22 protein-coding genes are annotated in these 22,345 nt (G+C 39.8%); 5 read left to right on the plus strand and 17 right to left on the minus strand.

The window, feature by feature from the left end:
* Positions 1-199: 199 nt before the first annotated feature.
* Together C231_RS0102260 and C231_RS0102265 are read right to left on the minus strand one after the other, a co-directional pair.
* Positions 200-1,501, minus strand: a complete 1,302-nt coding sequence (locus C231_RS0102260; protein WP_018659022.1) for a PTS sugar transporter subunit IIC — start codon at positions 1,499-1,501, stop codon at positions 200-202.
* A 32-nt stretch (positions 1,502-1,533) separates the two neighbouring features.
* A complete protein-coding gene (locus tag C231_RS0102265) occupies positions 1,534-2,151 on the minus strand; it encodes a hypothetical protein (protein ID WP_018659023.1) in 618 nt (205 codons plus the stop codon).
* Positions 2,152-2,217: 66 nt separating this feature from the next.
* Here C231_RS0102265 and C231_RS0102270 point away from each other — a divergent pair, with 66 nt between their 5' ends.
* Entirely contained in the window at positions 2,218-2,946 is a 729-nt protein-coding gene (locus C231_RS0102270; RefSeq protein WP_018659024.1) for a MurR/RpiR family transcriptional regulator, read from the plus strand.
* Positions 2,947-3,373: 427 nt separating this feature from the next.
* Here the strand turns inward: C231_RS0102270 and C231_RS0102275 are convergent, their stop codons facing one another.
* Complete coding sequence (locus C231_RS0102275) at positions 3,374-4,036, minus strand: cysteine hydrolase family protein (RefSeq protein WP_018659025.1); 663 nt, start codon at positions 4,034-4,036, stop codon at positions 3,374-3,376.
* A gap of 274 nt (positions 4,037-4,310) precedes the next feature.
* On the opposite strand from C231_RS0102275, the gene C231_RS0102280 reads away from it, so the two are divergent.
* Complete coding sequence (locus tag C231_RS0102280) at positions 4,311-4,976, plus strand: YoaK family protein (RefSeq protein ID WP_018659026.1); 666 nt, start codon at positions 4,311-4,313, stop codon at positions 4,974-4,976.
* Positions 4,977-5,091: 115 nt separating this feature from the next.
* Here C231_RS0102280 and C231_RS0102285 read toward each other — a convergent pair whose 3' ends face one another.
* Positions 5,092-5,568 (minus strand): YtxH domain-containing protein, encoded by a 477-nt coding sequence (locus C231_RS0102285; RefSeq protein ID WP_018659027.1) that lies wholly within the window; start codon positions 5,566-5,568, stop codon positions 5,092-5,094.
* Between the two features lie 170 nt (positions 5,569-5,738).
* Here C231_RS0102285 and C231_RS0102290 point away from each other — a divergent pair, with 170 nt between their 5' ends.
* Together C231_RS0102290 and C231_RS0102295 are read left to right on the plus strand one after the other, a co-directional pair.
* On the plus strand, positions 5,739-6,920 hold the full coding sequence (locus C231_RS0102290) for a hydroxymethylglutaryl-CoA synthase (protein WP_018659028.1): 1,182 nt from the start codon (positions 5,739-5,741) through the stop codon (positions 6,918-6,920).
* Positions 6,921-6,968: 48 nt separating this feature from the next.
* The gene (locus C231_RS0102295; RefSeq protein WP_018659029.1) at positions 6,969-8,213 is read left to right on the plus strand and encodes a thiolase family protein; all 1,245 of its coding nucleotides are present in this window, start codon (positions 6,969-6,971) and stop codon (positions 8,211-8,213) included.
* 109 nt (positions 8,214-8,322) lie between these two features.
* On the opposite strand, the gene mscL is transcribed toward C231_RS0102295, so the two are convergent.
* Entirely contained in the window at positions 8,323-8,715 is a 393-nt protein-coding gene (gene mscL / locus C231_RS0102300; RefSeq protein WP_018659030.1) for a large conductance mechanosensitive channel protein MscL, read from the minus strand.
* 18 nt (positions 8,716-8,733) lie between these two features.
* Positions 8,734-10,059, minus strand: a complete 1,326-nt coding sequence (locus tag C231_RS0102305) for a hydroxymethylglutaryl-CoA reductase, degradative (RefSeq protein WP_018659031.1) — start codon at positions 10,057-10,059, stop codon at positions 8,734-8,736.
* 289 nt (positions 10,060-10,348) lie between these two features.
* On the opposite strand from C231_RS0102305, the gene adhP reads away from it, so the two are divergent.
* Positions 10,349-11,359, plus strand: a complete 1,011-nt coding sequence (gene adhP, locus C231_RS0102310; RefSeq protein ID WP_026314309.1) for an alcohol dehydrogenase AdhP — start codon at positions 10,349-10,351, stop codon at positions 11,357-11,359.
* Between the two features lie 122 nt (positions 11,360-11,481).
* Here the strand turns inward: adhP and glpK are convergent, their stop codons facing one another.
* The 11 genes from glpK to trpS all read right to left on the minus strand — a co-directional run bounded on the left by glpK (position 11,482) and on the right by trpS (position 22,187).
* The gene (gene glpK / locus C231_RS0102315) at positions 11,482-12,996 is read right to left on the minus strand and encodes a glycerol kinase GlpK (RefSeq protein ID WP_018659033.1); all 1,515 of its coding nucleotides are present in this window, start codon (positions 12,994-12,996) and stop codon (positions 11,482-11,484) included.
* A gap of 196 nt (positions 12,997-13,192) precedes the next feature.
* Complete coding sequence (locus C231_RS0102320) at positions 13,193-14,206, minus strand: LTA glycolipid anchor biosynthesis glycosyltransferase, IagA/BgsA family (RefSeq protein ID WP_018659034.1); 1,014 nt, start codon at positions 14,204-14,206, stop codon at positions 13,193-13,195.
* A 24-nt stretch (positions 14,207-14,230) separates the two neighbouring features.
* Positions 14,231-15,028: a TVP38/TMEM64 family protein gene (locus C231_RS0102325; protein ID WP_018659035.1), complete on the minus strand. Its 798-nt coding sequence runs from the start codon at positions 15,026-15,028 to the stop codon at positions 14,231-14,233.
* An 82-nt stretch (positions 15,029-15,110) separates the two neighbouring features.
* Positions 15,111-16,262: a glycosyltransferase family 4 protein gene (locus tag C231_RS0102330; protein WP_018659036.1), complete on the minus strand. Its 1,152-nt coding sequence runs from the start codon at positions 16,260-16,262 to the stop codon at positions 15,111-15,113.
* Between the two features lie 217 nt (positions 16,263-16,479).
* Entirely contained in the window at positions 16,480-17,004 is a 525-nt protein-coding gene (locus C231_RS0102335) for a hypothetical protein (protein WP_018659037.1), read from the minus strand.
* The gene (locus tag C231_RS0102340; protein WP_018659038.1) at positions 17,004-17,984 is read right to left on the minus strand and encodes an ABC transporter substrate-binding protein; all 981 of its coding nucleotides are present in this window, start codon (positions 17,982-17,984) and stop codon (positions 17,004-17,006) included. Before C231_RS0102340 ends, C231_RS0102335 begins: the two co-directional genes overlap by 1 nt.
* Before the next feature lie 10 nt (positions 17,985-17,994).
* Positions 17,995-18,756 carry an ABC transporter ATP-binding protein gene (locus C231_RS0102345; protein ID WP_018659039.1) on the minus strand — a complete coding sequence of 254 codons (762 nt, stop codon included), beginning with the start codon at positions 18,754-18,756 and terminating at the stop codon, positions 17,995-17,997.
* Complete coding sequence (locus C231_RS0102350; protein WP_018659040.1) at positions 18,749-19,501, minus strand: ABC transporter permease; 753 nt, start codon at positions 19,499-19,501, stop codon at positions 18,749-18,751. Before C231_RS0102350 ends, C231_RS0102345 begins: the two co-directional genes overlap by 8 nt.
* Positions 19,502-19,582: 81 nt before the next feature.
* Entirely contained in the window at positions 19,583-20,125 is a 543-nt protein-coding gene (locus tag C231_RS0102355; RefSeq protein ID WP_018659041.1) for an NYN domain-containing protein, read from the minus strand.
* Positions 20,126-20,197: 72 nt separating this feature from the next.
* Positions 20,198-21,079: an acetamidase/formamidase family protein gene (locus tag C231_RS0102360; protein ID WP_018659042.1), complete on the minus strand. Its 882-nt coding sequence runs from the start codon at positions 21,077-21,079 to the stop codon at positions 20,198-20,200.
* 94 nt (positions 21,080-21,173) lie between these two features.
* Positions 21,174-22,187, minus strand: coding sequence for a tryptophan--tRNA ligase (gene trpS, locus C231_RS0102365; protein ID WP_018659043.1), 1,014 nt, complete (start codon positions 22,185-22,187; stop codon positions 21,174-21,176).
* Positions 22,188-22,345 lie beyond the last annotated feature (158 nt).

The following is a 22,345-nucleotide window of genomic DNA, read 5'->3' on the forward strand; positions in this document are numbered from 1 at the left end:
TAAAAAAGCACAAAAGGGCACAAAATTTTTAAATTTGCAATCTTGGCATATTTTTTTATTTTTCTTACGTTTAATGAATTGGTTTTATGATTTTTGTTATCATTTTGTCATTACATCTTATGATTGGCAGTACATAGCATTTATAATAAAAAAAGAACCTGAGGGCTCAGGTTCTTTTTCATTCATATAATAGCTTATATTATAAAGCTTTCATTTCATTTTGTAAGATTTGTTTTTCATGTATTTTGAAGAAAGGATAATAAATAAATACATTCAATAAGACGAGTCCTAAGACAAAGGCGACATTTCGCCAATCAAGCGAAGAAAGATATGCTTGCGCAAAAAATGGTGTAAATGAAGGGTCGACAATGAATCCTTTAGAGATGATGCCCCACACTTGTGCATAGTAGGCTACAATCAAGTTAATGATCGGGCACACTAAAAAAGGAATAGCATAAATGGGATTAAAAGCAATTGGCGTTCCAAAAATCAGCGGCTCATTAATGCCACTAATCACTGGAATTGCTGAAACTTTTCCTAAGGTACGTAAATATTTTACTTTACTTCGTAACATTAAAAGCAACAGTCCCAGCGTTCCACCAGATCCTCCCATGATTGCGATGCGAAACATTTGAAGATTCATTGCACTCATGGCGCTTTGACCTGCACTTAGCAGTGACGCATTTTCGCCTGTATTGGTAATTCCAATCGTAAAAATAATGGAGAAAATAATTGATGGTCCATTAATTCCAATCAGCCATAAAATATTCCCAAAAGTAACAATTAAAATATATCCCCACAAACTATTGGCCACATTAACGGCTGGTGTTAGAATGCTCATGATCCATTCTGGCAATAATAAACCAGTAGCTTTGAATAAGACTAAGCTCACACCATATATCAAAATAATATTAGCCACTAAAGGAAGCAATGAATTTAAAAAACTCATCACAGCAGGTGGCACAGATTCATGCATTTTAATTTGATATCTTTCTTGGCTAAAAAGACGTGTTACTTCAACCGACAGCAATGAAATAATAATTGCCACAAAAAGGCCATTCGTGCCCAAATATTCCATCGACAGTTGTCCTTCTATTACTTTCGTTGCCACCATCATAAAAGCAGCGACACTAATAAAGCCAGCAGCTGGCGCATCAAGATGATATTCTTTTGCGAGAAAATGGCTCATGCCAAAGGTTGCATAAACACTAAAAAGTCCCATTGTTAAATCATAGGGAAGCATAATATGCCCTATATGATCTAAAGCAAAAGTCTTCCATGCCGCTAAAAAGCGCAGACCTATACCAGCAGTTGCTGGATTATACATCTCCATATTAATTGGCGGATTCGCAAAAATCATAAAAAATGAACCGATCACGATAAAAGGCAGTGCAAACATCATACCACTTGAGATCGCTCTTAAGTGGCGTTGATTCCCTAATCGATTAGCGATAGGGGTCAGAATAGTTTCTAATTTATTCATTTTGATATTATTTTCCATTGCTCAAATTCTCCTTTCGGTAACTCTTTTTTCTATACTTGATAACTATTAAATTGAAATGCTGATTCTACGACATTTTCGGGATCATATTTTTTTAAGATTTCTTCATACATTTCTTTATAATGATTATCGACTTCTAGCTGCGGATGAACTTGACTTGCTTCATGCAAAAAATGCATCGAGTCCCGACCCATTGCTTTGCCACGCGTTGTATGCTTGTCTAGTGCATAATCAGGAATTTCTGGAACATATCCCATCGCAAAATTTTTAATGACAATATTTTTAAGCAGATCAGTTGAACGATCTTTTGTCGACTCTGACAAGATGCGAATTGCATGAAATATATACATGGCACGATCCGACTCATTATATTCAAATGTTTGGCGCATTTCATTGAGCGTATGAATATAGATGCATGCTTCTGGATTGCCAAAACCGATATCTTCAACTGAGATTGCTAGCAGACGGCGCCACAATTTTTCTTCCATTTGCGGTGAAGAAATATAAAGTTCATAAGCAAACTCACAGGCTTCTTTTGTATATCCACGGCGAATACTTTTTTGTAGTGCCGAGATTACTTCATCTGCCATCAAGTTATTACGCGTTTTTATTCGTGCCCATGGATCAGCTAAATATCTTTCCTTTGACATCATATCGACTCCTTTTTATAATTTTTAATTAATAAGTGCTTATAAATTTGATGGGAGGGAACTGACGTGGATCTCAACGATTTGAACCGCAAATTCTTACTGACGCCTGTTGAAAAAAATATCTTGAATTATCTAGATACGCATCGTCATCAGCTGGACGGCTTAGCCATCCGCGATCTTGCAACTCGTTGCTATGTATCGACAGGAACCATTGTGAAACTCGCAAAGAAATTACATTTGTCGGGTTACACTGCACTCCTTGAACGATTCAAAGTATTACCTCCTGCTGCACTTTCGCCAATTTCCACTCCGACATCAGATGCTGCCCTATTGCAAAAAGGGATCAATGAAGTCATACAACTTGTCCAACATAAACAGACCGATTTCCAAGAACTTTTGGAAAAACATCAAGACAGCACTCTTTTAATCTTATCGACTGGCTTCTCTTCTCATGTCGCAAGTTTTATGTATGATTCACTCATTTTGCGAGGCTTTCGGGTCATTATGCGCAAACATTTGCAATTGATTGCCTCTTCTACACCTGATCATTTATTAATTTTTGTCATCTCAGAATCTGGCGAAACGACTTCAATAGAAGACATTGTACGCGACGCTTGTGAAAAAACATTCGATATTATTTCATTTACCAATAATCCGTCCTCAACAGTCGCGCAACTGGCCACACTTGATATCAGTCTTGACCTCTATGATCCTTTCGTCCCTAGTTTTTCAAGAGCCCCTCATCCTTTCTTTGGTTATGTACTCATTTTATTTGAGTACTTGCTTTATACTTAAGACACCTCCTTTAACATGATTATAAATTTTTAAAATATAAAATAGACGATGATAGCGGAAGAATGAACATGTTTACCAAAAAAGTAAACAAAAAGCCAAGTATGACTGCTTTTCTCATATGAAAAGTAGTTGTCCTTGGCTTTTTTTATAAAAAAAAGACACCCGCAATTCGGGTGTCCCACAGAAAGGAGATGATTAAAAATATGAAAAGCAAAGTTTGGGTCTTTCGCTTCTCATTCATCATAACATATCTGAAAGCGTTGTCAATATTTTTCTGAAAATTTTTAAAATTATTTTTAGATACTTCTAATTTTTTTCGCCAAAATCATGTTTTTTATTTCTACCTTCTAATCTATTTATTATAATAAAAAAGCAAGCGGAAAATACGCTTGCTTTTCATTAATCAAAACGATTTTGCTTTTAATGATTAGTAGATTTTTGAAGGTTCAGGAATAACGTCTGATGCTAGAATTTCTTTACGAACTTCAGCTTGTAAGTTAGCTTCTGGTCCTTCTGGGTCTTTTTCTAGATTTTCTACATATTCATCAGTGGTCATTAATTTAACACCAATGTTTTTCATGTCACGTAGGTTTTGTTCATGAACTTCTGCGTTAGCTGCATTTGTTCCATCAGTTAAGCAGATCACTTCATAGTCTAGTGAGTTAGCATCCCATGCAGTACCGCGGATGCAGTTAGGGGTTTGAACACCAGTCAAGATAACTTGACGTACGCCTAAACGACGTAATACAAGATCTAATTCTGTCATGAAGAATGCTGACCAGCGTTGTTTTACGATTAAGTATTCGCCATCAATTGGAGCGATAGATGCAGGAATTTCTGCGCCTTCTGTACCTGGTACTAAAGAACCACCATTTGATTTCCATCCTTCATAACGTGTAACTTCTACGTCAGATCCATTTCCGCGATATAGACGGAATACGTGGAATACAGGCACGTTAGATTTACGTGTTGCTTCCAAAGCACGTTCGATGTGTGGTAAAGCTTCTAGACCCGCTTTAACTACTAATGGTGAATCTTCATCTAAGAAGTCACGCTGCATATCAATGATTAAAAAAGCATTTCTTGGCATACTTTTTTCCTCCCTATGTTTTTGTTTTTTGTCTTGTTACATGTATATCTTATCGCAAAAACCGCGTAATGTAAAGGTTTTCGCAAGGTTCGCGAGGATAAAGTAACCGCCATTTTTTATCTCTAGAGGATAAATTGCATACTATTTTTTTGAACATTTAGCGTTGAAAGCACTTTTTTAATCATAATTTTTGATCTAAAGATGAACTTTCCCAAGTTGGGCAATAACTATGGTATAATAGCTAATATGAAATACGTATGGAGGAGGGAACTGTTTGGATCGTCGAGCCAATTTAGAGATTGTTTATACTTATTTATTACATGCATTGGCGGGATTTTTGAATGCCCTAACCATTATGGCATTTGGTAAAATGACTGGTGTAATGACTGGCAATATGAGTAGTATGATCATTTTAGGATTTGCCGGAGAAAAACATGCTGCCTTAGTCCTTCTCTTTTATGTATTTTGCTATTTTTTAGGCAGTATGATTGTTGGATTCCTAAGCCAATTTCATATTTCACACCAAGTGCGCGATTTGGATTTTTTTGGTTTTCATTTATTATTTGCAGCACTTTTTACATTATTCTGGTTTTTAACGGATTCTATCGTGCTAAGTATCTCGGTGGTCGCTGTAAGATTAGGAATGCAAAACGCTTTTCCTCTCCCAAGTCGCCACAAACGGATCCGTACAACTTCGATGACGGGCCTGTTGACAGAGATTGGAATATTGATGGGGGGCCTGCTGAGAGGGAGCCATCTTGTAAATATTCGTTCGCTAACTTTTAACATTTTATATTTGCTTACTTTTTTCCTTGGAACATCCATTTCAGCACTCATTCATTATAAAACGCATTTTTCCGTCCTTCTTGTAGGAATTGTGTTGGAGCTGCTCGCTGCTGCATTTTGTTACCGGCTGAGTTCCATTGAACAAGATGAATAATCGTAGCGGGGAAGCCCGCTATTTTTGTGTCATTTTTTGAATCATTTTGTGCTAGTCAATATAGTGCCAAAATAAAAAAAGACTCATCTTTAAAGATGAGTCTTTTTTATTTTATTTATTTTGTTGCTTTTTCGACATCTTTTTTGACATCTTTTGCTTCTTTTTTAACATCTTCAGCAATTTTTCCAGCTTCTTTTTTAGCTGTTTCAGCAGTTTTCATTGCATCTTTTTTGAGTTCTTCTACTGCTTTTGTTGCTTCATCTAGGCCTTCGTTTACTTTGCCTTTTACTTGTTCTGCAAGTTCATTTGCACTTTTACCCACTTCTTTTGCAGATTTTTCAAAGGAGTCGCGCAATTCTTTGCTAGAATCCACAAGGGAGACACGAATATCTTCTGCTGCTTCTTTGGTTGCTTTTCCAAGTTCTGTTCCTTTTTCAGCTGCAAGGGATGCATATTCTTTACCTTGCTCTTTCAATTCATTCATTTTATCCGTAAGTTCTGCGCGTGTTTCTTCACCGCTTTTTGGAGCGAATAATACTCCAAGTACAAATCCTGCAAGTGCGCCTTGTACAAATGCGAACACTTTTTTCATGTTTATCGCCTCCAATTATTTATATATTCATTATAAATAAAATAAGTGCTAAAGTGTAGGAAAATCTTCTAAAATAGACAATTTCAACGGAAAATTTAAGTTTTTTTAATCTTTATCGCCTATAGTACATGATATCTGTGAAACTTTAGGAAATTTTGGAGGAATAGCAAATGAAGATTGGAATTGAGAAAATAAGTTTTTTTACACCCCCTTTTTATATTGAAATGAAACATCTTGCACAAGCACGTGATGTTGACCCTGCCAAGTACACCATTGGTATTGGACAAGACCAGATGGCCGTCAGTCCTGTGCATTATGATGCCGTCGCCTTAGCCATCAATGCAGGGATCAGCCTTGATTTGACCGCGGCAGATAAAGCAGAAATTGATACGATTATTTTGGCAACTGAATCAGGAGTAGATCATTCAAAATCAGGAAGTACCTGGATTCATAGAGCGCTCGGTATCCAACCGCATGCACGTGCCATTGAAATGAAACAAGCATGCTACAGTGCTACAGCTGCGATTCGTTTGGCAATGGGACATATTAGTCTGCATCCTGATAAAAAAGTCTTAGTCATTGCTAGCGACATTGCCAATTATGGCATACATACTCCAGGGGAGCCGACACAAGGTGCTGGTGCGGTCGCAATGCTTCTATCAAGTGATGCTAAAATTATGGCCTTTGATACCCAGAGTGTTCCTTATACTGTTGAAATTTCTGATTTTTGGCGTCCGCTCTATTCCGATACACCTTTCGTTGATGGAAAATATTCAAACCAAGCCTATGTTGAAACATTCCAAGGGGCATGGAATGGATACAAAGCACTCACTGGTCGAGTAGCGACAGATTTTGATGCACTTCTTTTCCATGTACCTTATACGAAAATGGGCAAAAAAACATTACAGTCGCTTGCCGCTACGGGTGATTTGACTGATGAGACACTTTCAACATTCACTGCCATTTATGATGAAGCAGTTATCTATAATCGCCGCGTTGGGAATTTATATACAGGAAGTCTTTATCTAAGCTTGATCTCTTTCTTGGAACAAGCTGAAGCCGCACGTGCAGGTGCACGCATTGGAATGTTCAGTTATGGCTCAGGTGCAGTAGGTGAATTCTTTGCTGGTGAATTAATGCCCAACTTTGAAACATATCTGCAAAAAGAACGGCATGAACAATTGCTTGACCACCGATTCTTACTTGATATTCCCACTTATGAAATGGTACTATCCGAGCGTATCGCAGTCGATGAAGCGGGTAACTGGTTGGCGGATACTTCACTTGGTCGCCCAGGACAAGTCGTGCTCGAAAAAATCAGCGCCCACAAACGCTACTATAAAATGATTTAATTCATTGCCCTCATCTTATAAAAAATATGAAGAAAGAGAGAAAAAGTCATGAGTCAAAACCAAATGCCACCCATCCAAAATCATCCCCGCATCTTCATTGTAGGGGCTAAGCGCACGCCTATCGGTTCTTTTTTAGGTCAGCTTGCCCATTGTACGCCAGCACAATTAGGAACAACTGCCGTTAAAGCTGCTATTTCTGCAAGCACTCTTCCACAAGAAATGGTCGATGAAGTCATTATCGGCCATGTGCTCAGTGCTGGCGCTGGCCAAGGTGTTGCACGACAAATTGCATTGCATGCTGGATGTCGCGAAAACTCTATTGCGAGCAGTGTCAATATGGTCTGCGGTAGTGGTTTGAAAGCTGTAATGAATGGATGGCTGAGCTTACAGATGGGAATGAATGATGCAGTCGTTGCTGGAGGAGTTGAAGCAATGAGCCAAGCACCTTTTTTATTGCCTGCAATGCGCAGTGGTAATAAGCTTGGGCACACTACTGCTTGTGACAGTATCATTAATGATGGACTGACAGATGCTTTTGAACAAATTCATATGGGCATAACGGCCGAAAAAGTTGCAGCCAAATATCATATCTCACGCCAAATGCAAGATACTTTTGCGCTAGCAAGTCAGAAAAAAGCCATTCAAGCACAAGATGCTGGATACTTCAATGATGAAATTGTTCCAATCGAAGCAAAAATTGGACGCAACATTGAATATGTAATGGCAGATGAATATATTAATCGTCAGACATCACAGGAAAAATTAGCCGCTTTACGCCCCGTTTTTCAAAAAGATGGAACTGTAACAGCAGGAAATGCTTCTGGCATCAATGATGGTGCTAGTGCCACTGTCCTTGTGCATGAGCAGATGCTTGAGCAATTAGCTATCCCTCCTCTTGTAGAAATTGTAGCCATGTCTCAAGTTGGGGTCGCACCTCAGCTTATGGGAATGGGGCCTGTACCAGCTATCCTCTCCATTTTAGAAAAAACAGGGCTCACCCTTTCAGACATTGGTACTTTTGAATTGAATGAAGCTTTTGCAGCGCAGAGTGTCGCTGTCATTCAGCAATTAGCACAGAAAGCAGACATGGAAGAAGCCGATCTTTTAAAAAGAGTCAACCCGTACGGCGGAGCCATTGCACTGGGTCATCCGCTCGGCGCAAGTGGGAACCGCATCTTAGTCACCTTGATTCATCGTATGAAACGCGAACATTTAAAATATGGCATCGCCAGTCTATGTGTCGGCGGTGGAATGGGCATCGCAATCTTAGTGCGCAATTGTGAAAATATCTAATGGCTCACACCCTCACTTGCAACATACTTAAAAATAAATAAAATCGGACAATGGTGAATGCCTATCTTTTGATGACATACCACTGTCCGATTTTTTGTAAAAAATTATCTTATTGAGCTGATGTTTTTTCCTGTTGTAATAAGTCGCGAATTTCGCGTAAGTAATCTTCGCTTGTCGGTGCTGCTGGCTTCTCCTCTGCTTCTTCATGATGGTGCAAGGTACGCACTTTGTTGACAGCTTTTAAGATAAAGAATAAAACAAGTGAAATTAATAAAAAGTCAACCAATGCTTGCAAGAAGATACCATAAGGAATTGCGGTGCCATTTAATGTGATCGCCATATCTGCCACACTTGCATTCCCTGCAATTGCCGCAATCAATGGCATAATAATGCCTTCAACTAATCCATTGACAACGGCTGTAAATGCTGTCCCCATTACAACACCAACGGCCAGATCCAATATATTCCCTCGCATAATAAATGCTTTAAATTCTTTAATCATCATATTCTCCTTTTTATTTTACAATGTGTGATGTGGTCTTTGCGCTTGAGATGTTTGACGAACGATATTTAGAATGCGTTTTGCTGCTTCGGTGTCAAGATGTGCTTCTTTTTTCAACAAGGATACAACAGCTGGCACTTCTTCAGGAGAGGCACCGACACTTAAAGCAAGCGAATTCGCCTGCAAACTCATATGCCCTTTTTGGATGCCTTCTGTCACAAGTGCTAAAAGCGCACTCAAATTCTGACCTAATCCAAGGGATACAGCTAACTCAGCCAATTGCTTAGCAGTAGGATGTCCTAATATTTCATAGCAAAGCTGGACAGTTGGATGAGAATTAATGGTTCCGCCAAGCGTGCCTAATGTCAGTGGTAAGGTCAGTTGTCCAACAAGTTGCCCAGCATCATTAGTCGTCCACACCGAAAGTGCCCGATACTGACCACTGCGACTTGCATAAGCATGAGCTCCAGCTTCGACAGCGCGCGTATCATTTCCACTGGCAAGAACAAGTGCTGTTACACCATTCATAATGCCTTTATTATGTGTTACTGCACGATAAGGATCGACTGCTGCAAATTGTCCAGCTTTAACAATTGCATCGCGAACCCATTCCCCTGAATATTGACCACGTGCTAAATATTCTGGCGAAATTGTACAAGTTGCGGTAACAAGTGCCTCAGTAGCATAATTGGACAAAATACCCATCAATGCTTCAGCTCCAATTAGTTGCTGGACATATATTTTAATGCCTTCCATCATTGTATTCACAATATTAGCGCCCATCGCTTCTAATGTATCTACATGTAAGTGCATGACAAGCAGCTCTGGCGTGGCAAAGGTCTTATCAGCTGGCAAAATGCGAACCTTTACTTCTCTTGCACCTCCACCGCGAGAAACAATGCTTGGGTGTGATGCATTAGCTAACTGAATAATTTCTTCTGTATGTTGCATCAGCACTTGGGAAGCAGCGGCACTATCTTTCACATCAAAAAATGCTAACTGCCCCACCACTAAACGCTTAGGAAATGTCGTATGAAATCCGCCACTTTGGCTAATAATTTTGCCTGCATGGCTAGCTGCCGCAATAACAGATGGTTCCTCAGTGACCATTGGCAGTACATATTCTTGCCCATTAATAACATAATTCAGTGCAACGCCTAATGGTATCTCAAAGTTCGTAAGATAATTTTCGATCATATGATCGGCCACTGACGGCTCAAGATGAATGCTTCGACTCTCAAGATATTCATATGTCTTTTGGGATATAACTTCTGCTTCATATAGTGCATGCAATTTCTCAGCATGACTTTTTTTATAAAATTGCTGCAAAAATTCTTTTTTCAAAAGGCCCCTCCTTTTTCATTATTTCCTTTATTATGCTGGAATTTGTGTGATTTTAAAAGTAACGGGTTTTAAATTTTAAAAAAGTAAGGGCTTTCATGTGAAAAAATAATAACTTTCCAGTATGATAGCAGAGGTTAGATTTCACGAACTAAAAAGATTTTTGCCTAATAAAAGCGCAAAACTTTTTTAGCCTAGTTGAAATTATTAACCGAGATGTTGAGTTTTGCTGTAAAGTTTGTTATTATTATCACGAGATTTAAAAAAAGGAGAGGGAAAAATGACCCATAAAATTAAAGCAATTGTGGCAACAGCCGATCACAAAGCGGAAGTTATCGAAAAAGAAATGCGTCCGCTCGAATATGGTGAAGCACTCCTAGATATGGAATGCTGCGGTGTATGCCACACCGACTTACACGTTAAAAATGCCGACTTCGGTGATGTTACCGGACGTGTCCTTGGTCATGAAGGAATCGGCATTGTCAAAGAAGTCGGACCTGGTGTTACTTCATTGAAAGTCGGCGACCGCGCAAGTGTCGCATGGTTCTTTGAAGGTTGTGGCCACTGTGAATATTGTGGTACTGGTCGTGAGACACTTTGCCGCAGTGTTAAAAATGCTGGCTATACAGCAGATGGTGGTATGGCAGAAGAAGTCATTGTTACCGCAGACTATGCAGTAAAAGTTCCAGACGGATTAGACCCTGCCGCTGCAAGCTCCATTACATGTGCAGGTGTTACTTGCTACAAAGCGATCAAAGAAGCACATTTAAATGCTGGACAATGGATTTTAATTTCTGGCATGGGTGGACTTGGAAACTTAGCACTCCAATATGCTAAAAATGTCTTCAACTTAAAAGTTGTTGCAGTTGATGTTAATGATGGCCAACTTGAATTTGCTAAAGAATATGGTGCCGACATTTGCATTAATCCACTTAAAACAGATGTAGCTGAATTTGTCCAAAAAGAATTAGGTGGCGTTCATGGTGCTGTCGTAACGGCTGTCGCAAAATCTGCCTTTAACGATGCCGTTGGCGCCGTTCGTGCAGGTGCTCGCGTTGTTGCAGTTGGACTCCCAAGTGCCGCAATGGATCTATCCATTCCACGCCTTGTACTAGATGGTATCCAAGTTGTTGGTTCTCTCGTTGGAACACGTGAAGATCTGAAAGAAGCGTTCCAATTCGGTGCTGAAGGAAAAGTTGTACCAAATTGTGAAATGCGCCCAATGGAAGATATTAATGATATTTTTGATGAAATGGAACGCGGAGAAATTCGTGGTCGCATGGTTATCGATCTTAAAAATTAATCATCTCCTCATAATTTAAATAAAAAAGCTCTGCAACTGAACACTTAGACTCTCACAAGTGAGTTTGTAAAGTGCCATTGCGAGCTTTTTCTTTTTATATTTGAATGCTAGCTTATATTTTTTTATTTGCGCGTGAAATATTGTGTCGCAAAGACCGCTCTTTGCCATCCATGATATAGCACCTCGCACATATGTTCTGACATTTGCGGATAAAATGACTGACTTGTAGATTGCAACGTTTTAATTTCTTCTAAATTTTCCCAATAGCCTACTGCAAGCCCCGCTAAAAAGGCTGCTCCTAGTGCAGTGGTCTCTAAATTTTTTGCTCGAGCTAATTCCAGATGCAATAAATCTGCCTGAAATTGCATCAAATAATCATTCATCGCAGCTCCACCATCGACTTTCAAGACCGATAGCTCCATGCCTGTATCTTTTTTCATCGTATCAATAACATCGCGGACTTGATAAGCAATGGACTGAAGCGTTGCTTTAACAAAATCATTGCGACAAGTTCCACGTGTCAAACCAAAGACTGCGCCACGTGCATCAGGGTCCCAATAAGGCGCTCCTAGTCCTGTAAAGGCTGGTACAACATAAATTGTCGCTTCAGAATCGGCTGCCTGCGCCAATGCTTCGGATTGATCAGCGGACTCGATCATTTCCAAACCGTCCCGAAGCCACTGAATCGCGCTACCTGCAATAAAAATAGAACCTTCCAGTGCATAATGAATCTGCCCTTCTAGACCATATGCAATTGTTGTTAATAATTTGTTCTGCGAAAGTTCCAACTGCTGGCCTGTATTCATCACAATAAAAGAACCCGTTCCATAAGTATTTTTGATCATACCTGGTTCAAAAGCACATTGCCCAATCAGCGCTGCTTGCTGGTCCCCCGCCATACCTGCAATCGGAATAGCCTCACCATAAAAATGAAAATTAGCAGTCTGACCATAAATTTCTGAATTAGAATGCACAGTTGGCAACATAGCACGAGGAATATTTAAAAGCTGCAAAATCTCTTCGTCCCACTGCAACGTTTTAATATTGAACAACATCGTTCGTGCCGCATTCGTATAGTCGGTCACATGGACTGCACCATTGGTCAATTTCCACACTAACCATGTGTCAATCGTGCCAAAAAGCAATTCGCCACGCTCTGCCCGCTCTTGTGCATGTGGCACATGATCAAGTAACCAGCGAACTTTTGTTGCCGAAAAATAAGCATCGATGACAAGCCCTGTTTTTTCGTGAAACATCTTTTCATAGCCTTCTTCAATTAATTGTTGGGCAAGCGGTGCTGTTTGACGAGATTGCCAGACAATCGCATTATAAATCGGCAACCCTGTCGTCTTATCCCATACAACTGTCGTCTCACGCTGATTCGTAATGCCGATGCCCGCAATTTGACTTGGTGAAATATCACTTTCAATAAAAACATCTGCAATTACTGATTGAACAGAATTCCAAATCTCAATGGCAGAATGTTCCACCCATCCTGAATGGGGAAATATTTGCTGAAATTCACGCTGCGCCACCGCCACTTGTTCTGCTTTTTTATTAAAGATAATGGCACGTGTGCTCGTTGTTCCTTGATCAATCGCTAAGATATAGGTCGCGTCCTTTTTGCTTTTCGCCATCTTATTCCCTCCCAATGTCACAAGTTTTTGCGCATTTATCGTATCATAAATATATGCACATTGCTTTCATTTATGTCAATGGATATATTAATAAAGCACACGATTAACAATTAAAAAACAGACTGTGCTTCCACAATCTGTTATAATGCCATTTCTTTAAAATAAGAGATGCGCGTTATCCTGCGCATATTGCGCCTTATCTTCGTTCTTGAGCAATTTTAAGGGCGCGCTGATAGCAGCTGCGCAATTGATGCCCAATTTTTCCGATACTTTTTTCAGAGACTTTTGCATAGCCTGCCTGCGTTAAATCGGGGAGCTCTTGATTGAGTATGCCAATAATAGTCTGTTCCAAGTCTGCTAGATCCTTGAATTTATATAGATGCTTATTCGCCTCATAATCATCAAACACTGGCAAGTCGCGCACAATGGTCGGAATACGGCTAGCCAAAGCTTCCAGCAGCACAATGCCTTCTGTCTCTTCATATGTTGGGAAAAGATAAAGATCTGCCACTTGATAGGCAACACGAACAATTTCCCGGTCAACATATCCCGCAAAACGCAAATTTTCCAGACGTGTACTTAAAGCTTGACGGGTCTGTTCATCAAGCACTTTTGGATCAGTATAGCCAAACCAAATAAATTGCACTTCTGGCAATCGCCGCGCCAACTCGATAAAATCAAATAGCCCTTTACGCTTAATTTGAAGACCGACCGAAATAATCAGTGGTCGATTCTCATCGAGGACATAAAAAGCACGAAATTTCTTCATTTCATAATCGGTAGCATGCCAGAAGTTTAGGTCAATCCCGTTAGAAATTGACTCAATTGGAGCATGCAAACCATAGGACTGAAGTAAACTTTTTGAATATTCAGTCGGTGTTAAGAGCAAATCTGCCGTTCCATAACATTTCTCCAACCATTTGCGAAATAATGGAGCAACCGTATTAGAGTAGCGGAAAGAATCTTTGAAATCTTCAGCCGTTGAATGTGCATGGTAGACAACCGCTTTACCTTGACGGCGAGCTTTTTTAGCAAGATAGTAAGAGTTTGGGAATATTGTATTAATATGGACCACATCCCAGTCCTTTGTATCGGTGAGTGTATAAGGGATATGTTCTTTTTCAAGCGCAGCTTGCTGATGATAGAGTGCACGACCGACACCACTTTGTTTTATTTTTTCTTGAAAATCACTATGTAGGTATACTTTCATGCCTTTCCCTCTATTCCATTTGATTTAATGATGAATAAATAATTTTAGCAAGCCGGCGGTTCCATATTGGTAGAGAAACAGCGTTGGAATCTTGCTGAGCGTCAATACGATCATAAATTTCTTAAAGCGAATAGGCGTCAGACCTGCAAAACAGCACAAAAAATCAGCCGGTGTCAGCGGAATAAACATCGCATAAGTAAAAAGCCGCTCAAAGCCTTGCTCGCTTTCCATCCACGATGCATATTTTTTGTAACTGCGTTCATCCAATACCATCTGCACAAAAGGACGACCATAACGGCGGGCCAGCATAAAGATAATGACCGAACCTACCATAATTCCCACGAAATTCAAGAAAAAGCCGTACCAAAATCCAAAGACAAGCGTGCCAATTGGAATCGTAACGCCCGCAGGAATAATTGGAATGACCACTTGCAACAGTTGAATAAAAATGAACACAATAGGAGCACCATAGCCTGCACGATTCAAAAAGGCAGCCATTCGTTCAGAATCTGTCAGAAAGCCAGTCGCAAATCCTTGATAAATGAACCAGATCGAACCTATCATACCAATAATATTAATTGTCTTAAAAAGACGGGCCTTCCACTGTTGTTTTTGAGATGTGTCAGGAACTTCCGCTTTTATTTTTTCGCGTTGATAGCGGTGCAAGGTATCAATTGTCTCGCTCGATAACTTTCCCGAATCCATGTGCGAATTCAGCGGTGATGTTTCGTTAACTTGTTTTTCTGCTGCTTGTGCACTATCTTTTCTTTTAGTTTCTAATGTTTCAAGTCTTTTCGCTTCTTTTTTATGGAATGTATTCATAGCAATCCTTCCCTCTGCTTGGATAAACCAAGAAGACGAATGCGCCAAAGAGTTGAAATAAAGTCTTCCGGTTATTTTTTATTTAGTCATTATCTATCGCACGTTGATAGACTTCAAGCACTTTCTTAGCAAAAGCTTCAGCAGAATAATGATCAAGTGCTGATTGACGCGCTGCTTGGCCCATAGTTGAGCAAGTCATTGGCTGGTGGACAAAACTTTCAAGATATTTTTTGAATTGATCAAAATTTTGATATTGATAGCCATTTTTACCATCTTCTATAACGCCATCAATAGAATCATCTTGACGACATAATGCAGGTAGACCGCTCGCAAGAGCTTCGATATATGTTAAGCCTTGTGTTTCGCTTGTTGAAGCACTAACAAAGAGATCTCCCAATTGGTAATAAAGCGAGACTTCTTCGGGACGAACCATTCCAGCAAAGCGTACTTTGTCTGTTAATGCTAGCGTCTCCACCAATTCTTCAAGCGCTGCCCGATATGGACCATCGCCAACGATTAATAGCTTCAAATGCGCCTCATCCAGTTGCTTCATATAGCGGATAAGCTCATCGATATTTTTCTCTTTTGCGACACGTGCGAGTGACACCAATACAAAATCATCTGGTTCAATGCCCAATTGTTGACGCACTTGCTGCCTTTTTTCTTGAGGAATTCTTTCAGAGAATTGTTTTAAATTCAATCCTGTTGGAATCACTGTAATTGGAATATCAATACCATAACCATGTAGCATTGCACTAACTTTAGGTGTTGGCGCAATAATTTGTGCCGTTCGTTCCAATAGTTCCCGCGATAGCGTTTCAACAATTTTCTTGCCGAGACGACGACTTGGCGAGAAATAATGCGTATAATCTTCATAAATCGTATGATATGTATGCACAATTGGAATATCTAACGCATGCGCCATGGCTTGTGCAATTCGGAACGTACTGAATTCCCCTTGCGTATGAATAATATCGGGATGCCAGTCCACTAATTTGCGAATATAAGGGGATGTCTTGGCAAAAGATAGACGCGCCCCTGGATATAACTTATTCACACTGAAGGAACGAACAGCGCATACATGATGAATCGGATCTTCTGAATCATGTGCCCCTAATGTTAGGACATATACTTCATGACCAGCAGCTTCTAAAGCCTCTTTGAGTGTCAAAGTCGATGTAACGACACCATTAATTGCTGGCTTATAAGTTTCCGTTGCAATGAGTACTCTCATGCTCTTCTTCCCTCCAAACATTTAACATAGGATAGCACAGCTTGCACAAAACTTCATCCATCTTAAGTCCTAACAAAAAAATTTCTTCACAATTGTTAAACTATCCCTGCAATTTTCATACTGTACATTCTTTTAATTTTACCTTTTAGAGCGATGATCATTTCAACTATTATTGAAACAACTATCTACTAAAAAATAACTAACCCCCATTATTCATCTACTGCAAGCTTTCTTTTGGGGAAATATTATGAATTGAAAATATCTGGTCAAAAGGCAATGCTTGTAGCTTATCCGCTTGTGCTTGGCGGACGTCTAAAAGTTTTTGGTGCAACGCTTTTGGACAATCTTTGCCAAGTTGCTTGACTTGATGACTTAAATTCATGAATTCTATCGATAATGCGCCTTCTACTAACATTGCTTCTATGCAACAGTAATCGCTAATCAATTGAAAATAATATTTGCCCCCATTTGGTGCGGCAAGTGCCTTTTTAGTGGCACATTTTTCCTTATCTAAATCGAGAGTCAAATGCTTTTGAAAAATATATTTGACTGAATCATTAACACCTTCTGCATTATCTCCGACCCCATTATAAAAGTAGACGGGGCCACTATGAATTGGTGACAACTCACTTAATAGACGATAAGCTAAAGAGACACCACACACCATCTCCCCATGATGTGCGGACAATAGTTGTTCATAGGTCACCTTTTTTTCTTTTTGATTTTCTATTATTGTAATCATTATTTGACGAACAACTCCTCTACTTGAATGGCTTCTTTAATCATTCCTGTTGCCAGCATAAAGTCTGCTGTTGCTTGCAACCCTTTGATGTCTTCATCCGAAACATCCATGTCAAAATTATATTGTGTGATCATTGCATCATATGCTTTCGCATCAATGCCCAACTCTTTCATCGTCATTTCTTTTGCTTTATCAGCTGAATCGGTCATAAATTGACGCATTTTTTCTTGAGCAGCCGTGATAGCTTTAATCACTTGTGGATGTTCATCAATGAATGCTTGACTCGTTGCCACACACATTGTACCTGCAATTAAACCTTCACCATCTGTTACTAAATGCAGTCCTGCTTCTTTTGCTTTATAACCACTAGCACCTCCTAAAAGTGCTCCATCAATTGAACCCGCTTCCAACGCTGCTTGCGCTTCTGGGATAGGCATATTCACATAATTGACTTCTTCAATGGTCATCCCTGCTGTTTTTAAATAAGCAATTAACATTTCATGTAAATTTGTGCCAGTAGGGCCAGCAATTGTTTTTCCACGTAGATCTTCAGGAGTATTAATTGATTCATCTGTTGTAAATAATGTATAAGCTTGCGGTGCACGTGCATATAAGTTAATGATTTTAATGTCGACACCTGCTGCCGCTGCCGCAATGACTGACGTGCCTCCAACACAATGTAATAGCTGTACATCACCTGATGCTAAAGCCGCTGTCTGATCTGCTCCTGAAGTAATTTCTTCATAATTGATAGCTACTCCAGGAAGTTCTGCTTCAAAGAATGCTTCATTTTTATCGACAATAGATGGAACATTAAGCGGTGAGGTGACATAAGTGATCGCTAAATGATCAATTCCTAATGCTTTCTCATCTTCAGTTGCTGATTTCTTATCTTTAGCATTGCCACCACAAGCAACAAGTCCCACTGCCAACACTACAATCATCAAGGCCATGCCTAGTCGTTTGAATAAATTTTTCATTTTTATCCTCCTATTTTTTATTTTTTTCTTTATTTTGTTGATCGATTTGATTGAGGTCTTCAATAATTTCTTTTTTTAGTGCAATCATTGCTTCACTTAGAAGATCGCGCTGGGGACTATTTACGATTAAGTCATTATATAATTGTCCCTCATTCATAATAAGAATACGATCCGCTAAGCGTAATGCCTCATCAATAGAGTGCGTCACAAATAACATGCCAACTTTTTCTTCATGATAAAGTGCTAATAAATCATCTTGAATATGCCGCCGCGTAAAATAATCGAGCGCTGCAAATGGTTCATCCATCAGGAGATAATCTGCCCCATAAAAAAGCGTTCGAATTAAGGCTGTGCGGCTTTTCATACCACCTGAAAGTTGATGAGGATAAGCATGTTTAAATGGTGTCAGTCCGACCATTTCTAACAAATGATCGGCTTTAGGATCAGCAACTGAGCCATGTGCCTTTGAGAAGATGACATTTTGATAGATGGTCAACCATTCCATCAGGCGCGGCTCTTGAAAATTCAGACCGAACTTCATTCCAGGTGCAACTATTTCGCCACTGCTCACCGCTTCTAGACCCATAATCAGCCGCAATAATGTTGTTTTGCCACAACCAGACGGCCCTAGAATAACTGTAATAGCTTCTGGATCTAGCGTAAGATTGATCGCTTTGACCGCAAAAAAAGTAGCCTCTTTCACCCTCTCAGAGGTCGGCGACTGTCTTAAGTTATATTTTTTGCTAACATTTTTTAGTACAATCTTAGTCACCAACTGCTCGTCCTTTCAATATTGTTTTGATGACATACTTAAATGCTGCATCAAATAAAAGTCCAAGTATCCCAATACAGATAATGCCCATAATGACAACATCGGTATGAGACATCGACTTTGCAATATTAATCATATAGCCTAGACCACTCGAAGCTGCCACTAATTCCGCACCAATAATTGCGCGATAACTATATCCCATGCCTATCCGCATACCCACAAGAATATCGGGCAGCGATGCTGGAATAATAATAAATTTAAAAATTTCATAAGGCGACATTTTAAAGCTACGTCCGACCTCGATTAGTTGTTTATCAACACCTTTTAACCCTTTTTCAAAATTCATATACATAGCAAAGAACGTTGCAAGAAAGATAACCATTATCTTTGGCAACTCGCCAATGCCTGCCCAAATAATTAACAAAGGAATCAAACTAAGTGGAGGCACTGCGCGCATAAATTGGTTAAATCCATCACACCACTGTGCCCATGCTGGTCGTATAAATAAAAGAATCGCCAGCCCCATCGCACAAATAAAAGCAAGCAGATAACCGACAAATACTCGGCTAAGGCTAGCTAATATATGACGTGGGAGCTGGCCACTTTTTGTAGCATCTATAAAACTTTGGCAAACCATTTGTGGTGTGGGCAATAAAAAGGTGCTATAGCGACCGCTCGCACACACAATTTGCCATAACATTATTATTACTGCTGTTACAACAAGTGTTTTTTGCCATTTCTTCATGCTTGCTGCCCTTCCTTTTTATCAATCTCTCTTCTTCACCACTACCACATGTGCTTAACGCTTATATATAGGTTCACTTACTCAATTTTCTTTTTTGCGTGCATTGGTTACTAAATCCACATAAAAATGGCGCAACTTTACATGGTCATGTGCTTTAATGGGTGACGTGCGCCGGCGATTTCGCAGATGATACTGCACCATTTCATCGCGGATCTCTTCTTTGGTCTGCATCACCTCTAGATACAAATCTTGCGCCGACTTCCGCGTTGCACCCCGCTGAAAAATCAACCACTGCTCTGCTAAGTCACTCGTAGCAACTTCAACACGTGTCGTATATAAATTCTCTTTCCCCACTACACGCTCAATGTAGCTATCTGCTGTCTCACCTTCACGCGTATAGATGACAGTTAATACACCTTGCGTATCAGAATGGGCAGCTCCTGGAACAAATTGCGCATCAAAAACAACACGAACATCAATCTGTCGATATTTTGCATATTCCGACAGCATCTCAAGCAATAAATCGCGCGCATCCGCTAATTTCTCACGATTTTTTAGCTGGATTAATTGCGGCCAAGCGCCGATCATATTATAGCCATCGACATATAATATATTTTTTCGCATATGTTCCTTCGCCTCCCTTTTTTATTTCATCAAGGTTATACATTCTTATTAACTGTTCAATGCATTCACAATCTATGGGCGCTTTAGAACACTTTTAGGAAGCTCTACACGCATCGTTTTATTTGGATTGACAGCTTGGCTAACTTTCAAATCCCCAGCAAGTGAGAGTAAGATGGTCGCTTCGCTCAAGTTCATATGGGTACGTTTCATCACAAATTGCGTCATCTGATCAACTGCAACGGTCGCTGCTTCATCCAATGTAGGAGCTGAACCTATTGCAACATATAGCTCATCTGTCTCAATAAATGGCAATGGTAAGTCACACTGTTTCAAGACTTCAACCGTTACTTGAATCTCTCCTGCTACTTCAAGTCCACTGCCACCAACTTCTCCGTCCCCCATCGCGCCATGCATATCACCCATCGAAAGCAAAGCACCATCCACTTCAACAGGTAAGTAAAGTGTTGCACCTTCACGTACTAAAATAGTGTCCATATTGCCACCATGTGTATCTGGTGTGCCTGTATTGACCCCTTCTTTTCCAGGTGCTGTTCCAATAACTCCGATCATAACCCGCTTAGGTAATGTGAGTCCTAAAAATTCGATACTGTCTTCATGGACTTGACCAATAATTGTCTGTTCTTTTGTAATCTTTTCGCCAAGCGGTCCCATACCATGTGCAGTCATCGCCACCCCTGTATTTGTGATTGTAATTTTATCAATTGTCACTTTCAATGTATCGCCAGAAACGGCTCCCTCCACAAATAAAGGACCTGTCGCTGGATTCACTTTAGAAAAATCAATCGTCTTAATCGTATCCGCTTCTGATTTTACCGTATTGGAAAAGCAATCAAGTGTTTCAAAAATGACCGTTTCTTTTGAGGCCACTTTGGCAACAGGTGGCTGATTGCGATTCATTTCAAATATAACCGTTTCCTTACTAATTCTCTTCATTTAATCCATCTCCTTTATTTTGGTATATTATTTTAAATTAATCTCATGAGGATATACTTTCGGCTACCTCTACCTAAAGTGGTAGCACTTGGCTTTAGCCAAAATATTGAATGCCCATCGCATCTTTAGCTTCTGCTAACGTTTGTGCAGCGACTTTTTCAGCTCTTTCACTGCCACGTTTCAAAAGTGCCAAGATATGTTCGCGGTTGCCAGCAAGTTCCTGACGGCGCTGACGAATTGGGCGCAAATGATCTTGCAATATTTCATTTAAGTAACGTTTTAAGACGACATCACCCAAGCCACCACGCTCATAGTGTGCTTTTAACTGAGCAACTTTTTCTTTGTCTGGATCGAACAAGTCTAAATAAGTAAATACTACATTACCCTCAACTTGGCCTGGATCTTCCACATGGATATGATTAGGGTCAGTATACATCTTCATCACTTTGCGCTGAATCTCTTCTTCACTATCTGATAAATAAATACCATTTCCAAGCGATTTACTCATTTTGCCATTGCCATCAATGCCAACAATTCGACCTTGTCCTTTTGGCGGAAGAATAATGTCTGGTTCAACAAAAGTTTCTGTCTGATAAATGCGATTAAAATCGCGCGCAATTTCACGCGCTTGTTCAAGCATCGGTTTCTGGTCGTCCCCTACTGGAACATGTGTCGCTTTAAAAGCTAGAATATCAGCAGCTTGGCTGACAGGATAGACAAAGAAACCTGCAGGAATACTTGCGCCAAATTTTTTGTCTTTGATTTCACTTTTAACGGTCGGGTTACGTTCCAAACGTGCCATAGTCACCAAGTTCAAGAAATAGACAGTCAACTCTGGCAGTTGTGGAATTTGCGACTGCAAGAAAATGGTTGTCCGTTCAGGATCCAATCCAACAGCAAGATAATCAAGTGCCACTTCATAGATGCTTTCTTGAATTTTCTTTGGATTATCTGCATTATCTGTCAATGCTTGTTGGTCCGCAATCATAATAAATATTTCATTGGTGCTATCTTCTTGAAGCTTGACACGTGTTTTTAAGGACCCTAGATAATGACCGAGGTGCAATTTTCCAGTTGGTCGGTCGCCCGTTAAAATAATTTTACTCATCTTTTCAACTCCAGTACTCAAAAATTATCGCACTTATTATACCATATCCGTCGCTTATTTTAGAAAGTGGACCCTTTTATTCCAGTACATCCCAAAAAATGTTGTGTACTTTTTTAAATTTTCTCTTGAAAGTCATGAATAAATAGAAAAAGGGTTTG

This window comes from Allofustis seminis DSM 15817, from assembly GCF_000374325.1.
In the GTDB taxonomy this organism is placed as follows: Bacteria; Bacillota; Bacilli; order Lactobacillales; family Carnobacteriaceae_A; genus Allofustis; species Allofustis seminis.

Coding starts and splice junctions, on each gene's coding strand:
- C231_RS0102260 (WP_018659022.1), bottom strand. CDS start 1,501: ATGGAAAATAATATCAAAATGAATAAATTAGAAACTATTCTGACCCCT.
- C231_RS0102265 (WP_018659023.1), bottom strand. CDS start 2,151: ATGTCAAAGGAAAGATATTTAGCTGATCCATGGGCACGAATAAAAACG.
- C231_RS0102275 (WP_018659025.1), bottom strand. CDS start 4,036: ATGCCAAGAAATGCTTTTTTAATCATTGATATGCAGCGTGACTTCTTA.
- C231_RS0102285 (WP_018659027.1), bottom strand. CDS start 5,568: ATGAAAAAAGTGTTCGCATTTGTACAAGGCGCACTTGCAGGATTTGTA.
- C231_RS0102290 (WP_018659028.1), top strand. CDS start 5,739: ATGAAGATTGGAATTGAGAAAATAAGTTTTTTTACACCCCCTTTTTAT.
- C231_RS0102295 (WP_018659029.1), top strand. CDS start 6,969: ATGAGTCAAAACCAAATGCCACCCATCCAAAATCATCCCCGCATCTTC.
- mscL (WP_018659030.1), bottom strand. CDS start 8,715: ATGATTAAAGAATTTAAAGCATTTATTATGCGAGGGAATATATTGGAT.
- glpK (WP_018659033.1), bottom strand. CDS start 12,996: ATGGCGAAAAGCAAAAAGGACGCGACCTATATCTTAGCGATTGATCAA.
- C231_RS0102320 (WP_018659034.1), bottom strand. CDS start 14,206: ATGAAAGTATACCTACATAGTGATTTTCAAGAAAAAATAAAACAAAGT.
- C231_RS0102325 (WP_018659035.1), bottom strand. CDS start 15,028: ATGAATACATTCCATAAAAAAGAAGCGAAAAGACTTGAAACATTAGAA.
- C231_RS0102330 (WP_018659036.1), bottom strand. CDS start 16,262: ATGAGAGTACTCATTGCAACGGAAACTTATAAGCCAGCAATTAATGGT.
- C231_RS0102335 (WP_018659037.1), bottom strand. CDS start 17,004: ATGATTACAATAATAGAAAATCAAAAAGAAAAAAAGGTGACCTATGAA.
- C231_RS0102340 (WP_018659038.1), bottom strand. CDS start 17,984: ATGAAAAATTTATTCAAACGACTAGGCATGGCCTTGATGATTGTAGTG.
- C231_RS0102350 (WP_018659040.1), bottom strand. CDS start 19,501: ATGAAGAAATGGCAAAAAACACTTGTTGTAACAGCAGTAATAATAATG.
- C231_RS0102355 (WP_018659041.1), bottom strand. CDS start 20,125: ATGCGAAAAAATATATTATATGTCGATGGCTATAATATGATCGGCGCT.
- C231_RS0102360 (WP_018659042.1), bottom strand. CDS start 21,079: ATGAAGAGAATTAGTAAGGAAACGGTTATATTTGAAATGAATCGCAAT.
- trpS (WP_018659043.1), bottom strand. CDS start 22,187: ATGAGTAAAATTATTTTAACGGGCGACCGACCAACTGGAAAATTGCAC.